The organism is Kitasatospora sp. P5_F3, assembly GCF_054049135.1.
In genome coordinates, this window is the sequence record NZ_JBFUMY010000054.1 from 14,289 (window position 1) to 29,357 (window position 15,069).

The following is a 15,069-nucleotide window of genomic DNA, read 5'->3' on the forward strand; positions in this document are numbered from 1 at the left end:
TCAGATGACCCCGGCGGTGCGCCAACACCCCGGGGTCCGGCACAGGAGCACTACCTCCACATGCGAGTTCATCGTAGCGTCCACGCACGCGCCTTCGCCGTTCTGCCCAACGGCCTTCTTCAGGACCGGCGGCTGAGTTACACCGCCCGCGGCCTGCTGGCCGACCTGCTCTCCCGGCCCGACGGCTGGCGCGAGGACGGCCGGCAGATGGCCGACTCCAGCACCCAGGGCCGTGGGGCAATTCGCAGGGCCCTCAAGGAACTTACCCAGGCCGGGTACTACCGGGTCGACAGGATTCGGATGCCCAACGGCACCGTGCACTCGCAGGCCCACGTCTTCGACACCCCGCAGCCGAGTGTCACCCGTCCGGGTGCCGGTGATGGAATGACCGGTACTCCTGACGCCCCTTTTATAAAGAACCCGGAGAAAGAACCCACCCCCCGCGCCGAGCGAGGACGTGGCCGGAGCGCCGCCAAGGAACCTCCGGCCGAGCCGGACGAACAGAGCCGCAGCGCGGTGGCCACACTGTTCCGGGTGATCAGACCGGAGCCACGCCTGCAGCTCGGCGAGGCCGAGGCGCTGGAGCTGGCACCCTTGGTTACGCGATGGCTGGAACGCGGGAGCACCGCCACCGAGTTGGCGCGGGCCCTGTTGCCCGGTCTGCCAGCCACGATGCACTCCCCGGCGGCGGTGATCCGCTACCGCCTGGAGCGCAGGATGCCACCCGTCCAGGTCCCTGACGTGCCGCCAACCGCTCGGTACGCCGAGTGCGGCAGGTGCCACGACCCGGTGCCCAGACCCGGCATCTGCCGACCGTGCGCGGGGCTCGGCACCCGCCCGGTCGCCGCCGTCGGCGGCGGTGCGGCGGCAGCCCGCGACGGCGCCGCCCGAGCCCGGGACGCCATGCGGGCCGCCCGGACGGCGATGCCGCGATGCCTGGGCCATGACCCGGCCGCCGCAGCGAGGTGAAACGCGGGACGCCGTAGGCTGCCGGGCATGCGAGTGAGCCTGCGTCAGATCGTGCTGGACTGCCGGGAGCCGAGGGTGCTGGTGCGGTTCTGGGCCGGGTTGCTCGGCGGTGAGCCGGTGGACCGGGAGCGGGGCTGGTCGCACGTCGAGTCGCCGGGGTTCGGCCGGCTCGCGTTCCAGCCCGTACCGGAGGACAAGGCCGGGAAGAACCGGCTGCACCTCGACCTCGCGGTGGACGACGTCGAGGCAGCCGCCCTGACGGCGGTCACTCTGGGTGCCACCCGGGCCGGAGAGCTCGTGCGCGACGACCAGGGAGCCTTCCAGACCATGCGCGATCCGGAGGGCAACGAGTTCTGCTTCGTCAGCGCCTGAGCGGCATGCCACCGTGCGGGCTGTCGACCACCAGCGGGATCGATCCCTCGGCGAGGTAGTAGTGGCCCGGGTACCAGTCGACGTGCAGGTGGCCGCCGTCCTCCTCGTCGGCCATGGCCTGCAGGTTCTCCGCGAGCACCGCCCGGGCAGCGGCGTCGCCGCTGATCAGCAGGACCCGCCGCTCGCGATCGAGGTGCACCAGCACCCCGGGGCCGGGTGCCCGCCGGGCCTCGATCCCGGTCGGGGTACTGCCTGCTTCAGCACCGACGAAGCCCACGCCGGTAGCCACCGCGCGCGCCAGGGCGGCCAGCTCGGCCGACGACCCGCTGATCAGGACCTCACCACAGGCGGGATCGGACTCCAGCTTCACGGACACAACTCCTTCTGAACGGGCTCAGGCGGCCGACTGATGTGACGCCCGGTCACCCGATCACCGGGTGTCCCACCAGCGGGGGGCGGTGTCGTCCGGGTGGTCGGGGCTGGTGAAGTGGAAGGGCAGGCCCAGGCGTTCGGCGAGGGCCCGGCCGATGGTGTCGGCCTCGGTGGCCTCCGGCCAGGCGGGGGGAGGGCCGTCGAAGAGGCGTAGGTCGGTGCCTAGGCGGATCATCCCGAGTTCGTGCTCGGTACGTGGGTCGGCGGTGACCGCGAGCAGGACGACGAACCAGCCGGTGGTGTCGCCGTCCCAGACCGCCTCGATGGCGTCCGGGCGGGTGGGCAGCGTCCGGACCGTCCCGTAGAGCCGGTCGAGGTCGAGCGGCGGGGACGGGGTGAAGGGCGCCGTTCCCAGGGCGAGGTAGCGGTCGTTCAGTACGTCAACGGCGGCGTGAATGCCCGGCTTCGGCGGTTCGAACGCATCCCTGATCACCTTGATCGCCCACACGTTGCGCCCCAGCCCGACCAACTCGTCCACTTCGGCTCGGGTCTGCTCGGACAGGGCCGCCCAGATGTCGTTCTGCATGCTCGTATCCAAGCCCCGCGCACAGCGGGCGGTCATCCGGTTTTACGGGACCAGGGCTCTATAAACCTGATGTATACCTCGTGTGTATAGTCGAGCCCCGACGGACCGCCGAGGGTGTGGTGGCCGTACTGTGAACGACCGAAACGACACGGAGCCGTGCGATGACCGCACCTGCCACGCTGCTCTCCGCCCGAGGGCTGCGCAAGAACTTCGGGCTGACGCCCGCGCTGGACGACGCCTCGATCTCGGTGGCGGCGGGCGAACTCGTCGCCGTGATGGGGCCGTCGGGGTCGGGGAAGTCCACCCTGCTGCACTGCCTGGCGGGGATCAGCCGGCCGGACGACGGCAGCGTGGCGTACCGGGGGCGGGAGTTGGCCGGGTGCACGGATGCGGAGCTGAGTGCGCTGCGGCGGACCGAGTTCGGCTTCCTGTTCCAGTTCGGGCAGTTGGTACCGGAGTTGAGCTGCCTGGAGAACGTGGCGCTGCCGCTGCGGCTGAACGGGATGCGGCGGACGGCCGCCGAGGCCAGGGCGCTGGAGTGGCTGGAGCGGCTGGAGGTCGGGGAGGTGGCGGCGCACCGGCCGGGCGAGGTGTCCGGCGGGCAGGGGCAACGGGTGGGCGTGGCACGGGCGTTGATCACCGAACCGTCGGTGGTGTTCGCCGACGAGCCGACCGGCGCACTGGACTCGCTGAACGGTGAGCGGGTGATGGCGCTGCTGGCGAGCGCCGCGAAGGAGACCGGCGCGGCGGTCGTGCTGGTCACCCACGAGCCGAGGGTGGCCGCGTACGCGGACCGCGAGGTCGTGGTCCGGGACGGTCGCACCCGGGATCTGGCGGCGGCCGCGTGAGCGCCCCGGCCGTCAACAGGACGGCGCCGCCCGGCGACCAGGTCCGCTCGCGGCTGCTGGCGCAGTTCGTACTCGGCGCCCGGCTCGCGCTGGGCAGCGGACGGGAGGGCTGGGGCCGGCTGCTGCTGACCGCCGCCGGGGTCGGTCTCGGGGTGGCGCTGCTGCTGTTCACCGCCTCCTTTCCCGGCATCGTCGAGCACCGCAACCACCGGCTCTACCTGCAGAACGACACCTTCGAGGAAGGGCCCGCCGCCCCGGACGACCGCAGTGTGCTGGTCGCCGCCGCGGACACCAGGTACCGGGACACCCCGATCCGGGGACGGGTGGTGCAGCCCGAGGGCCCGCAGGCCACCCTCCCGCCGGGCCTGGCCGCCTTCCCGGGGCCGGGACGGATGGCCGTCTCGCCCGCCCTCGCGGACCTGCTGGACGGACCCGCCAACCGCCTGCTCAGGGAGCGGCTGCCGTACCCGGTGACCGGCACGATCGGCCCGGACGGGCTGGTCGGCCCCGGGCAGTACGCCTTCGTGCTCGGCGCCACGGACCTGTCGGTGGAGCGCGGGGCGCACCGGGTCACCGAGTACGGCCACTTCGCACCGCCCAAGCCGATGGACCCGCGCCTGGTGCTGCTCAACGTGGTCGGGCTGCTGGTGATGCTGGCGCCGGTCGGGGTGTTCCTGACGGCGGCCGCACGGTTCGGCGGCGAGCGCCGGGACCGGCGGCTGGCCGCACTGCGCCTCGCCGGGGCGGACCGGCGGATGACCGCCCGGCTGGCTGCGGGCGAGTCGCTGGTCGGCTCGGTGCTCGGGCTGGCGGCCGGGGTGGCACTGTTCCTGATCGGACGTCAGCTGATCGAACGGCTGACCGTGGCAGGTTTCAGCTTCTACACCTCCGACATCTCACCCCAGCCGCTGATCGCGGTCGCGGTGGCCCTGGTGGTTCCGGTGCTGGCCGTCGCGGTCACCCTGCTGGCGATGCGCCGGGTGACCGTGGACCCGCTCGGCGTGGTGCGGCGCAGCGGTTCGGACCGGCGCCGGCTGTGGTGGCGACTGACCCTGCTGCTGCTCGGGCTGCTGGTGGTCGGCGCGGCGATGGCGATGCCCTCCGGCTACAACCCGTCCGGCATGCCCCGCGACGGTCTGCTCAACCCGGTACAGGACACCCGTGGTTCGCTGCTGGTCTCGTTCGGCGTGCTGCTGATGCTGGCGGCGGTCTGCACCCTGCTGCCCTGGCTGGTCGAGGCGGTGATCCGGCGGGCCGGGGGCGGCGGTCTGTCCTGGCAGCTGGCGGTGCGTCGGCTCCAGCTCGGGGCCGGGCCGGCCGCCACCGCCGTGACCGGCGTGGTGGTGACGGTGGCGGGGGCGATCGCGCTGCAGACCCTCTTCCTGGGGGTCGGTCAGACCTACCGGCTGGACGAGCCGGACACCACCGGATACCGCTTCCAGCAGCGGGTGAACTTCCCCGCCGACGGGGTCGCCGCGGAGCTGGCCGAGCGGCTCCGCCGGTCACCCGGGGTGGCCGGGGCAGCGGGTTTCGTCGAGCTCAACGTGACCGATCCGGTCGGCGAGAACTGGTACAGCGAAGCCGTACGGATCGCGGACTGCGCCACCCTGGCCCAGTTCGCGGCCCTGCCCGGCTGCAAGGACGGTGACGCCTTCGCCAGTCCGATCGGCGACGAAGCGAACCTGAGGATCAGGGAAGAGCCCGTGCCGCCCGGCGCCCGGGTGCGGGCCTTCGGCGGGACGGGCGGCGAGGCACCGCTCTGGACGCTGCCCGCCGTCATCGCCCCCGCGCCGCGCCTGAGCCGCGTCGACCCCGGCATCGCCCACAGCGGCAACCTGCTGCTGCTCACCCCGGGAGCGGTCCCGCCCGAGGTGCTGCGCGGACAGCGCGCGGTCGTCCTGGCGGCGATGTCGGACGGACTGGCGGAGCCGCTGGAACAGCTGGCCACCGACGCGATGCTGATCTCCCCGCAGGCCCGGACGGCCTCACTGTTCGACGACACCCAGGACCACACCTACCTCGCGGTCAAGCGGGTGCTGACCGCCGGGGCCGGGATGACCCTGCTGCTGGTCTCACTGAGCCTGCTGGTCGGCCAGTTGGAGCGGCTGCGGGAGCAGCGCCGGATCCTGGGCGTGCTGTACGCCTTCGGCACCCGGCGCCGGGTGCTGGCGCTGTCCGTGCTGTGGCAGACGGCGATCCCGATGGCGCTCGGGCTGGCGCTGGCGGCGGCGGGCGGGCTGCTGATGGGCGCGGTGCTGCAGTACACGGCCGGCCTGGACTTCAGCTTCGACTGGAGCTCGATGCTGACCCTGTCGGGGGTGGCGGGCGCCTCGGTCCTGCTGGTCACCGTGCTCGGGCTGCCGCTGCTGCTCCGGCTGATGCGGCCCAGCGCACTGCGGCACGAGTAGCGGCGGCAGACCCGGCCGCCGTCCAGCGCGTAACACGTCGGCTGTCCGGCCGGTCCCCACCAGTTCCACGACAGGGAACGTAACCGACGGCCCGTCAGTCCTCCAGTGCCAGCAGGTCCTCGACGGTCTGGCGGCGGCGGATCAGGCGGGTCTCGGGGCCGTCGACCAGCACCTCGGGGATCAGCGGGCGGGTGTTGTAGGTGGAGGACATGCTCGCGCCGTAGGCACCGGTGTCGTGGAAGACCGCGAGGTCGCCGATCTCCACCCGGGGCAGCGGGACGGGGAGCACGTCGCCGCCCGGCGCCTGGGTGAAGACGTCGCCGGACTCGCAGAGCGGCCCGGCCAGCACGGTGTCGATCGCGGGGGCATCGACGGAAACACCGTCGCGGAGCACGGTGACCCGGTGCGCGCTGCCGTACATGGCGGGGCGCATCAGGTCGTTGAAGCCCGCGTCGACCAGCACGAAGTGGTTGCTGCCGACCGGCTTCTGGGCCCGGACCTCGGAGGCCAGCACGCCCGAGTTGGCGACCAGGAAGCGGCCCGGCTCGATCTCCAGCCGGACGGGGTGGCCGAGTTCACCGGCCAGCTCGCGGCGGGCGGCGTCCCAGATCCGGAAGTAGCGGTCGGTGTCCACCTCGGGCTGCCCGGCGGCGTACGGGACGGAGAGGCCGCCGCCCGCCGAGATGGCGCGGATGTCGTGCCCGGAGATCCTGACCTGCTTGAGCATGGTCTCGCAGACCGCCTCCAGGTGGCCGTAGTCCACCCCGGAGCCGATGTGCATGTGAAAGCCGGTCAGGTCGAGGCGGTACCGGTCGACCAGGTCGAGGGCCGAGGCCAGGTGCTCGTGCCAGATGCCGTGCTTGCTCTGCTCGCCACCGGTGTTGGTCTTGCGGCTGTGGCCGTGGCCGAAGCCGGGGTTGATCCGGATCCAGACCGGGTGGCCAGGGGCCGCCTCGCCGAGCTGTTCGAGCATCTGCGGCGAGCCCGCGTTGACCGGGATGCCGAGCTCGACCACCCGGGCCAGGGTGGCCCGGTCGAGCAGGTCGGCGGTGAAGACGATCGGCTCGTCGGCGCCGTCCGGCCGGTACCCGGCCCTGAGTGCGCGCTCGATCTCGCCGAGCGAGACGGAGTCCACCGCGACACCCTGCTCGCGCATCAGCCGGAGCAGGTGGGTGTTGGAGCAGGCCTTCTGTGCGAACCGGACGGTGTCGAACTGCCGGAGCTTCGCGATCTGACCCCGGATGATCTCCGCGTCGTAGATCCAGACCGGGGTGCCGAACTCCTCGGCGACAGCGGCGATCCGGGGGCCGGGTATTGCGGTGGTCATCACGGGCTCCAGGGCAGGCAGGTGGTCCTTCGATCCTGCTGGATCGGGCCCGGAATCCGCAGAGCTGTCCGCCTGGTGGGCGGTCCGCTGGACAGTCGAGGGCGACGGCGGGCGGCGCGGCACCGGGGACGAGAATGCTTCCGAGCAACGTACGAGAGAGCGGAGCAGGGCGATGGACCAGGTCTGTGTGATCGGCGGCAACCGGTACTTCGGGCGGCGGGTGGTCGAACTGCTGCGGGACGGCGGGGCGAAGGTCACCGTGCTGAACCGGGGGTCCGCGACCCCGCCGCCCGGGGTCGCGCACCTGGTGGCCGACCGGGACGACGAGGCCGGCCTGCTCGCCGCGCTGGGCGGGCGGAGCTTCGACGTGGTGCTGGACCAGGTGCTGTACCGCCCGGAGCAGGCGGAGATCGCGCTGCGGGTGTTCGGCGACCGGGCCGCCCGGTACCTGATGACCTCGACGGTGGAGGTCTACGACCAGGTGCACGGGGTGCCCGGACGGCCGCTCGGCGAGGCGGAGTTCGACGCCGCCGCCTGGGCCGGGGCGCCGTCCGACGACTACGCCGAGGGCAAGCGGGCCGCCGAGGCGGTGCTGGCCCGGCAGTCCGCGCTGCCGTACGCGGCGGTGCGCACCGCGCACGTCCTGGGCGGCGGCGACGCCGACTTCACCGGCCGGCTGGCGCACTACGTCCAGCGGATGCGCAGCGGCGCGGAGATCGTCGCGCACCGGCCGAGCCGCCCGGCCACCTTCGTCGAGTACGGCGAGATCGCCGACTTCCTGGTCTGGGCGGCGGGTTCGGACGTCACCGGGCCGGTGAACGCCGCTTCGCACGGGGAGCTGGACGTCCGGGAGTTGTGCGCACTGATCGCCGCGCACGGCGTGCCCGAGGCCCGGTTCACCGAGGCCGGGGAGCCGTCGCCGTTCTCCTTCGGGCACTACTACGGGGTGGACAACGCGCGGGCCGAGCAGCTCGGTTACCGCTTCTCCCGGCTGGCCGACTGGCTGCCCGAGGTCATCGAGGAGCAGGTACAGGCTTGACGAACCGTCCGGCCGATCCGGGCACGGAGCATTACAGCCTGCTGAACACTGGTCTCCATTAGGAAACTTTACTAACCTACCTGTTGACCGCCGACGCCCGATCCCGGGATGCTCCCGCCATGTCCCTTACCAGAAGCAAGACTTCGGTCGCGCTCTGCGCGGCCACGGCAGCCGGAGCGCTGCTCACCAGCCTGCTCGCCCTGAGCCCTGCCAACGCCGCCCCGGGTAACCTCGCACTCAACCGGCCGGTCACCGTCTCCTCCACCGAGAGCAGCACCTACGCCGCCGCCAAGGCCGTCGACGGCAGCGGCACCACCCGCTGGGCCAGCACGGAGGGCGTGGACAACCAGTGGATCCGGATCGACCTCGGCGCCGGCACCTCGGTCAACCGGGTCGTCCTCAACTGGGAGGCCGCGTACGCCAAGGCGTACCGGGTGGAGCTCTCCGACGACGGCAGCAACTGGCGTCAGGTGTACTCCACCAGCACCGGCGACGGCAGCATCGATGACCTGACGGTCAGCGGCACCGGCCGCTACCTGCGGGTCTACGGCACCGCCCGCGGTACGGCATACGGCTACTCGCTGTTCGAGGTGGAGGCGTACGGCAGCGGCGGCACCCCCACGCCGACCCCGACCCCGACGCCCACCCCGACGCCCACCCCGACCCCGACGCCGACCCCCACGCCCGGCGGCGTCAACGTGCCGTTCGGCAGCCACTCCTTCCCCTATGCCGCCGGCACCATCAAGGTCTCCGGCGACCAGGCCGCCAACGACGCCAAGGTGGTGGCCTACTACCAGAAGTGGAAGGCCGCCTTCGTCACCTCCAAGTGCTCGAACAGCGCCTGGTCGGCGATCGCCTCCACCGACGCGGACCACCCCTACGTCGCGGAGGGCCAGGGCTACGGCCTCACCGTCCTGGCCACCATGGCCGGGGCCGACTCCGGCGCCAAGACCTCCTTCGACCGGGTGCTCCGGTTCGTCCTCGACCACCCCTCGGTCAACAACGGCGACCTGCACGCCGCCGAGCAGGACGCGAGCTGCAAGAGCGTCGACGGCAGCGACTCCGCCACCGACGGCGACCTGGAGATCGCGTACGCGCTGCTGCTCGCCGACAAGCAGTGGGGCAGCGCCGGGACGTACAACTACAAGGCGCTCGCGGTGAAGCGGATCAACGCGATCAAGGCGAGCGAGGTGGTGGCCGGCACCAAGCTGACCAACTTCGGCGACTGGTCCGACGGCAACTACAACACCATGAGCCGTACGTCGGACTGGCTTCCTGGCCACTTCAAGGCTTTCCGGAAGGCCACCGGCGACACCGCCTGGGACGGCATCCTGACCGCCCATCAGAACGCCGTCAGCCACCTGCAGAGCTCCTACTCCCCCAGCACCGGGCTGCTGCCCGACTTCGTGGTCAACACCAACACCGGCGACCTCAAGCCGGCTCCCGGCAAGGTGCTGGAGTCCACGCTGGACGGCGCCTACTCGTGGAACGCCTGCCGTGACCCGTGGCGGCTCGGCGTGGACGCGCTCACCACCGGCGACGCCAAGTCGCTGGCGGCGGTGCGGAAGATGAACACCTGGATCAAGTCGGCCACCGGCGGTGACCCGAGCAGGATCGCCCAGGGCTACAAGCTGAACGGCTCGGTGGCGGAGGCCGGTTCCTCGGTCGCCTTCATCGCACCGTTCGCGGTGGCCGCCGCCACCGACGCGTCCAGCCAGGCCTGGCTGGACGCGCTCTGGAACAAGATGAACGCCACGCCGCTGGACCCGAGTGGCTACTACGGCGCCAGCATCCAGCTCCAGGTGATGATCGCGATCACCGGGAACCACTGGCTGCCGTAGCGGGTGGAGCGGACGGGTCCGGGTCAGGCAGCCCCCGGGCCCGTCCGCGCTCACGACGGACGGGCCGTCACGGCAGGTACGCGATGCCGAGCTTGGTGATCTGCCACCGCTGGTCCGCCGCACCGGTGTCGGCGGCCAGTTCGGCCACCCGGTTGCCCTGGCCGTCCTGCTGGGCCGAGAGGCCCATCACCTTGGACTGGTCCATCGCGGCGGCCAGCTGGAAGCCGCCGGCCGCGGCGGGCTTGAAGATCCAGCGCTGGTTGTCACCGCTGTGGCAGGCCCACTGGACCAGCCGGGTGCCGGGTGCGGTGGCCGCCCCGGTGGCGTCCAGGCACATCGACCTGTTGCCGCTGAAGTTGAGCGAGAAGCCGCCCCCGGCACGGGAGTTGAGCACGAAGGACTGGTTCAGCCCGCCGGTCGCCCGGTAGCCGATCGCGGCCCGGCCGTTGGTGCTGTCGCCGTACGTACCGCCGCCCGCGAAGTCCAGCACCTGGCCGGTGGCGAGGTTGGTGAGCTGGTACCAGGCGCCCGCCTCCGGCTTGTCCGGGAACGGCTGACCGGGCGTCAGCGACTGAATCGAGGTGGTGTTCTGCGGGTTCAGCGTGCAGAACGCCTCCTTGAGCTCGGGCTGCCGGTAGAACTGGTTGAGGCAGACCCCCTCACCCCGGTAGCCGGCCACCCGCAGGTGGTAGGACTGCCGCACCATGTTCATGCAGACGCCCGGGATGCCGATCTCGTGGTCGCAGCCGTTCCTGGTCTTCTCGGACAGGTCGATCACGTCGCCGTTGGTGTACTCGTACGGCGAGCTGGTCCAGCCCGCGCAGACCTCGTGGCCGTAGGAGACCCGCCGCTGGTCCAGGTACCTGACCCCGGGCACCTGTGCCGCCGCCGTCCGAAGCGCGTCGCTGAGCACCGGGACCACCCAGTTGTGCCCCCAGGCCAGGTCCTCCGGGAAGGCCGGGCAGCCGTCCGCGACCTTGCCGACGTAGTCGTTGCGCCGGATGTCCGGAGTGATCGGGGTGAAGTAGGACTGGTGGACCAGCTGGTACGAGGAGTCCGCGTACCCGGCGGCCCGCATGGTGTTGCGGACGCTGGTGAGGGCGGCGACCACCTTGGGGATCACCCGCTCGGCCCGCTGGGTGATCGCGGCACTGCCGATGGTGTCCCGACAGCCCTGGTCCTTGGGGACCGGGAAGTACTGGGTCAGACAGCTCATCATGATGCCGCTGAAGTCGAAGTCGTCGTTGGCACCGATCGTGACGACCACCATCTTGACGTCGTACTCGGCTGCCGTCCGGGCGAGTTGGACGTCCTGCTTGACCTCGCCGAAGTCGCCACTGCCGGGACCGGTGATCTTCGCCAGCTCCGGGTCGCTGACCAGGTCGCCGGTCTGGGCGCCGGAGCAGGCCAGGTCGATCGGCGTGACGCCGGGCAGGTCGGTGACGAAGATCTCCGACTTCGCGTGCCGGTGGCAGTAGTTGGTGGGGGTGTCGGTGCCGGGCACGTACGAGTCGTTGGTGTCGGTGCCGGCGCCCTCGCCGGAGATGGCGCTGTCGCCGAGCGCGACGACGGCGGCGGGCTTCACGGTGGCCGTGGGGGCGGCCGAGGCGGTGGGGGTGCCCGCCAGGGTGAGGGCGGCGAGCAGGCCGGCGGCGGCCGTCAGAGCGCCACGGCGTTGTCGCCGCGCACCGGGCAGTGCTGTCCTGATCACGCGTGACTCCTTGGGGTGGGGGCGGAGTATCGGGCGTGGAACGGTGGGCGCAGAAGATGAGCCCGGCTCACATGCTAGGTACTGACAAGTAACGCAACAAGAGTCAGGACGCGTTCAGGACAAGGGAGTTGACGCCTGCCGGACAGCACGGAACCGCCGCCCCGCGCCTCAGGAGGGGAGGCGGGGAGCGGCGGCTCGGGTACGGCGGAATCGACCGAGAGGCGGTCCGACGGCGGGGCGTCAGACGCTGTTCGGGTACAACTCAGGTGTTACGCGGCTGAATTCAGCCGACGTTCGCGCAGGAGTTGCCGAACGCCGGGTTCAGCGCGCCGATCACGTTGACGCTGTTGCCGCAGAGGTTGACCGGAACGTGCACCGGMACCTGGAKCGAGTTGCCGGAGMYGACRCCSGGGGARCCGGCGGTGACGCCCTCGGCSKMGGMRCTCGCCAKYGCGGTGCCCGCRCCGGCSGCGACGATGCCGACAACRGCGGCGCCGACAGCGGCGGCCTTCTTGACGCTCATTTGAGTCTCCTCGTAGATCAGTTCTTCCAGTTGCCGTACCAACAGCGGACGAGCAAGGAAGCGCACAGGCGTGCGTCGAGTCCAACGAGGGCCAACGGGCGTGGTTGCGCCGGGACTTCGACAATCACCCGAATGCAGTAATCGGGGCATTTGGGTGATCGCGAAGGCCGCCCGTTTCCCCCTGCGCACTGCGTCGTTCTTACTGGCGAAACCAGCTCCACCCAGTCCACTGATCCACACGCAAGAAATGGGTTCGCACCATGCGCAAGCTCGCCTACGGCACCCTCGGTACCGCCGCCACCGCGGCACTGCTGCTGAGCGGCGCCGCTGCTGCCGCCGCCCACGGCCACGGCCACGGCCACCACAGCAGTGGCGCCTCCGCCGAGGCCGTCACGGCCGGCTCGCCCGGTGTGCTCTCCGGCAACTCCGTGCAGGTCCCGGTGCACGTTCCGGTCAACCTCTGTGGCAACACCATCGACGTGATCGGCCTGCTGAACCCCGCGTTCGGCAACTCCTGCGTCAACGCCTGATCCTGACGGAACGTCAGACCAAAGACTTCCAGGTGGAGTATTTCGACACCCGCCTGGGCGCGCCGCGATTGCGGACAGATCTCGACCGTGCGAGAACTGAACGACGGGGCGCGTGAACGAAGCGGCCGAGCGAGACCGTCCAAGCCACGGGCGAAACAGGGCACTTGGGCCGCTCGATTGAAACACCACACACGGTACCCCCAGAACTCGGGCGACATTTCGAGTCGCCCGCCCAAACGGAGGAATCCCCATGCGCAACATGAAGAAGGCTGCTGTCCTCTCCCTCGCCGCTGCCGGCCTGCTGCTCGGCTCGGCCGGTGCCGCCACCGCCAGCTCCGAGGCCGAGTCCGTCGTGGCGGGCTCCCCGGGCGTGCTCTCGGGCAACAACGTCCAGGTGCCGATCCACATCCCGGTGAACGTCTGCGGCAACACCGTCAACGTCATCGCGCTGCTCAACCCGTCGTTCGGCAACTCCTGCGCCAACGTCGGCTGACTCAGCCCCGGCTGAGCCACGCCTCACCCGGGTGGTGCCCCCGTACCCGTACGGGGGCTCCGGCAACTCGATCCAGGTGCCGGTGCACATCCCGGTCAACCTGTGCGGCAACAGCGCCAACCTGGTCGGCCTGCTGAACCCGTCGTTCGGCAACTCCTGCGCCAACGTCGAGGCTCCCCCGATGGCCGAGGAGGACTGCTGATCACCCGCTGATCGGCAGTACATCCGTGCGAAGCCCCTCGGTCCGCCGACCGAGGGGCTTCGGCGTCCGCCCAGGCACACCCAGGAGTTGCACCCATGACGCTCAGGAAGAACCTGTCCCTCGGCCTGCTCACCGCCGCCGCCCTGCTCGGCGCCCCCACCGCCGCCCAGGCGGCCGACCTGCCCGCGCCCGGCGGCCAGTTGCAGCCGGTGGACGCGGGCGCGGGGCTCGGCGCGGTGACCGGCGCGCTCGGCCACGGCGTCAAGCCGGCCAAGACGCTCCGGCTCGACCCGTTCGCCCAGTCCTCGGCCGACGTGCTGAACAACGGCCTCGCGCTCGAACCGGACAACGGCCTCCAGCCGGTCTCCACCGCCCCGTTGACCGCCCCGCTGAGCGGTGGTGGCGGCCCGGAGGACCTGCTGCTGGTCGGCGAGGTCACCGACCTGCTGCCCGGCTGAACGCACGCCCGCGCACAGCGGAGCCCGGCACCACCTGGACGACGGGTGCCGGGCTCTTCCGTACGGTGCGTCAGGCCTGGTCGAGCACCTCACGCATGGTGCCGGTGGTGGTCGAGGTGAGGTCGGTCAGCGAGTCGGTCACCGAGATCTTCTCGTCGCCCTTGCCCAGGCTCGCCTTGGCGCCCGGGATCGCCTGGACGGGCGCGGTGATCAGCTGCGGGTCCAGCTCGCCGGCGGTCAGCACGTCGTCGGCGGCCGAGTCGCTGTTGCCCTCGACCCAGGAGAACGGCTGACCGAGGGCCAGACCCGGTCCCTGCGCGTTCAGCGGGGCGGCCGGGGCGTCCAGGGCCAGGTCGCCCAGCTCGGTGCTGTGGTCGGCCGTGGGCAGTGGCAGCGCGGCCTGCAGCCGGGGACCGACCTTGCCGACCTCGACGCCGGGGACGACCCGGTCCGGGATCAGCTGGGCACCCGGCTTGGAGTCCGGCACCGGCGGCATCAGCAGCGAGGTCGGCACCCCGCCCGACACCTGGCCGCCCTTCGGCAGCAGCGGCAGGTGCTCGCTGACGGTCTCCAGCGGGATGGTGAACGGGACCTCCTCGGTGCCCCACTCATCCTCGATCGACGCGACCTGACCGGGCGTCACCGGTGCACTGCCGGGTGCGGCCATCGCGGCCGACTGGCCCGCGAGTACGCCGGACCCGACCGCCAGCAGCAGTGCGCCGGTCGCCCGCTTGGAGAGCTTCATGCTGATCACCGTTCTGTCTGTGGAGCTTCGGTAGCGGCCGCTGCGCGGCCGAAAGCAATCTGCCTAAACGAGTAAGCGGGGCTCGGGATAGCACGGGTTAACCGGTATGGCCTAATAATCCGACTGCACGGCCAGGAGTTTGGCGATCCGTCACTGATTTCCGAAGATTCCGCGTAACCTTCGCGCCCGTCATTCTTTGATCTAAATGTCGCAGCCAGGACGCGGTCGGAGGTAATCCCCCCGGACAGGCCGGCAACCGATGTGATTCATCCAGAGAGGTATCTCCACCATGCTCCAGAAGACTTTCGCGGCTGTCGGACTGGCCGCTGCGGCCCTGGCCGCCACCGCCGCTCCGGCCTCCGCGATCGGCAACGCGGACGGCGCGGCAGGCTCCATCCAGGGCAACGGCGGGACCAATGCCACGGGTACCTGGGGCAACCACAGCCCGAACTACCACGTGCTCGACAACCCCAACATCTGCCTGCCCGAGGTGCACAACATCGGCGTCGGCGTTCTCGGTGTCGCGGTGCCGGTCGAGGTCGCGGCGCTGAGCAACCAGCCCAAGCAGACCTGCGTGGTCGGCGAGGGCACGCTCGGCAGCGGTGACGGCGGCGTCTCCCACCTGGTCGGCTGACCTCTCGCCGG

Annotated in this window: 17 protein-coding genes; 11 read left to right on the forward strand and 6 right to left on the reverse strand. The window is 71.2% G+C overall.

The window, feature by feature from the left end; all coding sequences use genetic code 11:
• Window positions 1-60 precede the first annotated feature (60 nt).
• Window positions 61-969: a hypothetical protein gene (locus ACXJMZ_RS26595; RefSeq protein ID WP_457032568.1), complete on the forward strand. Its 909-nt coding sequence runs from the start codon at window positions 61-63 to the stop codon at window positions 967-969.
• 27 nt (window positions 970-996) lie between these two features.
• A complete protein-coding gene (locus ACXJMZ_RS26600; RefSeq protein ID WP_457032569.1) occupies window positions 997-1,341 on the forward strand; it encodes a VOC family protein in 345 nt (114 codons plus the stop codon).
• On the opposite strand, the gene ACXJMZ_RS26605 is transcribed toward ACXJMZ_RS26600, so the two are convergent.
• Both ACXJMZ_RS26605 and ACXJMZ_RS26610 read right to left on the reverse strand, forming a co-directional pair.
• Window positions 1,331-1,711, reverse strand: coding sequence for an Imm32 family immunity protein (locus ACXJMZ_RS26605; RefSeq protein ID WP_457032570.1), 381 nt, complete (start codon window positions 1,709-1,711; stop codon window positions 1,331-1,333). The two genes, ACXJMZ_RS26600 and ACXJMZ_RS26605, sit on opposite strands and share 11 nt — an antisense overlap.
• Before the next feature lie 60 nt (window positions 1,712-1,771).
• Window positions 1,772-2,299: a hypothetical protein gene (locus tag ACXJMZ_RS26610; protein ID WP_457032571.1), complete on the reverse strand. Its 528-nt coding sequence runs from the start codon at window positions 2,297-2,299 to the stop codon at window positions 1,772-1,774.
• Window positions 2,300-2,460: 161 nt separating this feature from the next.
• Here ACXJMZ_RS26610 and ACXJMZ_RS26615 point away from each other — a divergent pair, with 161 nt between their 5' ends.
• Together ACXJMZ_RS26615 and ACXJMZ_RS26620 are read left to right on the forward strand one after the other, a co-directional pair.
• The gene (locus ACXJMZ_RS26615) at window positions 2,461-3,147 is read left to right on the forward strand and encodes an ABC transporter ATP-binding protein (RefSeq protein ID WP_457032572.1); all 687 of its coding nucleotides are present in this window, start codon (window positions 2,461-2,463) and stop codon (window positions 3,145-3,147) included.
• Window positions 3,144-5,555, forward strand: coding sequence for an FtsX-like permease family protein (locus tag ACXJMZ_RS26620; protein ID WP_457032573.1), 2,412 nt, complete (start codon window positions 3,144-3,146; stop codon window positions 5,553-5,555). The genes ACXJMZ_RS26615 and ACXJMZ_RS26620 overlap by 4 nt, the downstream gene beginning before the upstream one ends.
• A 94-nt stretch (window positions 5,556-5,649) precedes the next feature.
• Here the strand turns inward: ACXJMZ_RS26620 and lysA are convergent, their stop codons facing one another.
• Complete coding sequence (gene lysA / locus ACXJMZ_RS26625; RefSeq protein ID WP_457032574.1) at window positions 5,650-6,882, reverse strand: diaminopimelate decarboxylase; 1,233 nt, start codon at window positions 6,880-6,882, stop codon at window positions 5,650-5,652.
• 172 nt (window positions 6,883-7,054) lie between these two features.
• On the opposite strand from lysA, the gene ACXJMZ_RS26630 reads away from it, so the two are divergent.
• Both ACXJMZ_RS26630 and ACXJMZ_RS26635 read left to right on the forward strand, forming a co-directional pair.
• Window positions 7,055-7,921, forward strand: coding sequence for an NAD-dependent epimerase/dehydratase family protein (locus ACXJMZ_RS26630; protein WP_457032575.1), 867 nt, complete (start codon window positions 7,055-7,057; stop codon window positions 7,919-7,921).
• A 119-nt stretch (window positions 7,922-8,040) separates the two neighbouring features.
• Window positions 8,041-9,762 carry a glycosyl hydrolase family 8 gene (locus ACXJMZ_RS26635; protein WP_457032576.1) on the forward strand — a complete coding sequence of 574 codons (1,722 nt, stop codon included), beginning with the start codon at window positions 8,041-8,043 and terminating at the stop codon, window positions 9,760-9,762.
• 67 nt (window positions 9,763-9,829) lie between these two features.
• On the opposite strand, the gene ACXJMZ_RS26640 is transcribed toward ACXJMZ_RS26635, so the two are convergent.
• Window positions 9,830-11,473: an RICIN domain-containing protein gene (locus tag ACXJMZ_RS26640; protein ID WP_457032577.1), complete on the reverse strand. Its 1,644-nt coding sequence runs from the start codon at window positions 11,471-11,473 to the stop codon at window positions 9,830-9,832.
• Between the two features lie 283 nt (window positions 11,474-11,756).
• Window positions 11,757-11,996, reverse strand: a complete 240-nt coding sequence (locus ACXJMZ_RS26645; RefSeq protein WP_457032578.1) for a chaplin — start codon at window positions 11,994-11,996, stop codon at window positions 11,757-11,759.
• Between the two features lie 260 nt (window positions 11,997-12,256).
• On the opposite strand from ACXJMZ_RS26645, the gene ACXJMZ_RS26650 reads away from it, so the two are divergent.
• From ACXJMZ_RS26650 to ACXJMZ_RS26665, 4 genes are all read left to right on the forward strand, one after another.
• Window positions 12,257-12,526: a chaplin gene (locus ACXJMZ_RS26650; protein WP_457032579.1), complete on the forward strand. Its 270-nt coding sequence runs from the start codon at window positions 12,257-12,259 to the stop codon at window positions 12,524-12,526.
• A gap of 250 nt (window positions 12,527-12,776) precedes the next feature.
• On the forward strand, window positions 12,777-13,019 hold the full coding sequence (locus ACXJMZ_RS26655; RefSeq protein ID WP_457032580.1) for a chaplin: 243 nt from the start codon (window positions 12,777-12,779) through the stop codon (window positions 13,017-13,019).
• A 31-nt stretch (window positions 13,020-13,050) separates the two neighbouring features.
• Entirely contained in the window at window positions 13,051-13,221 is a 171-nt protein-coding gene (locus tag ACXJMZ_RS26660; protein WP_457032581.1) for a chaplin, read from the forward strand.
• 95 nt (window positions 13,222-13,316) lie between these two features.
• A complete protein-coding gene (locus ACXJMZ_RS26665; RefSeq protein WP_457032582.1) occupies window positions 13,317-13,679 on the forward strand; it encodes a hypothetical protein in 363 nt (120 codons plus the stop codon).
• 70 nt (window positions 13,680-13,749) lie between these two features.
• Here the strand turns inward: ACXJMZ_RS26665 and ACXJMZ_RS26670 are convergent, their stop codons facing one another.
• Window positions 13,750-14,424: a hypothetical protein gene (locus ACXJMZ_RS26670; protein WP_457032583.1), complete on the reverse strand. Its 675-nt coding sequence runs from the start codon at window positions 14,422-14,424 to the stop codon at window positions 13,750-13,752.
• Between the two features lie 289 nt (window positions 14,425-14,713).
• On the opposite strand from ACXJMZ_RS26670, the gene ACXJMZ_RS26675 reads away from it, so the two are divergent.
• Complete coding sequence (locus ACXJMZ_RS26675) at window positions 14,714-15,058, forward strand: hypothetical protein (protein ID WP_057231624.1); 345 nt, start codon at window positions 14,714-14,716, stop codon at window positions 15,056-15,058.
• The last annotated feature ends 11 nt before the right edge of the window (window positions 15,059-15,069 follow it).

What these genes read in the sequence shown, in the direction of transcription:
- ACXJMZ_RS26595 (WP_457032568.1), top strand. Translation starts at nt 61, where the DNA reads ATGCGAGTTCATCGTAGCGTCCACGCACGCGCCTTCGCCGTTCTGCCC.
- ACXJMZ_RS26600 (WP_457032569.1), top strand. Translation starts at nt 997, where the DNA reads ATGCGAGTGAGCCTGCGTCAGATCGTGCTGGACTGCCGGGAGCCGAGG.
- ACXJMZ_RS26610 (WP_457032571.1), bottom strand. Translation starts at nt 2,299, where the DNA reads ATGCAGAACGACATCTGGGCGGCCCTGTCCGAGCAGACCCGAGCCGAA.
- ACXJMZ_RS26615 (WP_457032572.1), top strand. Translation starts at nt 2,461, where the DNA reads ATGACCGCACCTGCCACGCTGCTCTCCGCCCGAGGGCTGCGCAAGAAC.
- lysA (WP_457032574.1), bottom strand. Translation starts at nt 6,882, where the DNA reads ATGACCACCGCAATACCCGGCCCCCGGATCGCCGCTGTCGCCGAGGAG.
- ACXJMZ_RS26630 (WP_457032575.1), top strand. Translation starts at nt 7,055, where the DNA reads ATGGACCAGGTCTGTGTGATCGGCGGCAACCGGTACTTCGGGCGGCGG.
- ACXJMZ_RS26635 (WP_457032576.1), top strand. Translation starts at nt 8,041, where the DNA reads ATGTCCCTTACCAGAAGCAAGACTTCGGTCGCGCTCTGCGCGGCCACG.
- ACXJMZ_RS26650 (WP_457032579.1), top strand. Translation starts at nt 12,257, where the DNA reads ATGCGCAAGCTCGCCTACGGCACCCTCGGTACCGCCGCCACCGCGGCA.
- ACXJMZ_RS26655 (WP_457032580.1), top strand. Translation starts at nt 12,777, where the DNA reads ATGCGCAACATGAAGAAGGCTGCTGTCCTCTCCCTCGCCGCTGCCGGC.
- ACXJMZ_RS26665 (WP_457032582.1), top strand. Translation starts at nt 13,317, where the DNA reads ATGACGCTCAGGAAGAACCTGTCCCTCGGCCTGCTCACCGCCGCCGCC.
- ACXJMZ_RS26670 (WP_457032583.1), bottom strand. Translation starts at nt 14,424, where the DNA reads ATGAAGCTCTCCAAGCGGGCGACCGGCGCACTGCTGCTGGCGGTCGGG.
- ACXJMZ_RS26675 (WP_057231624.1), top strand. Translation starts at nt 14,714, where the DNA reads ATGCTCCAGAAGACTTTCGCGGCTGTCGGACTGGCCGCTGCGGCCCTG.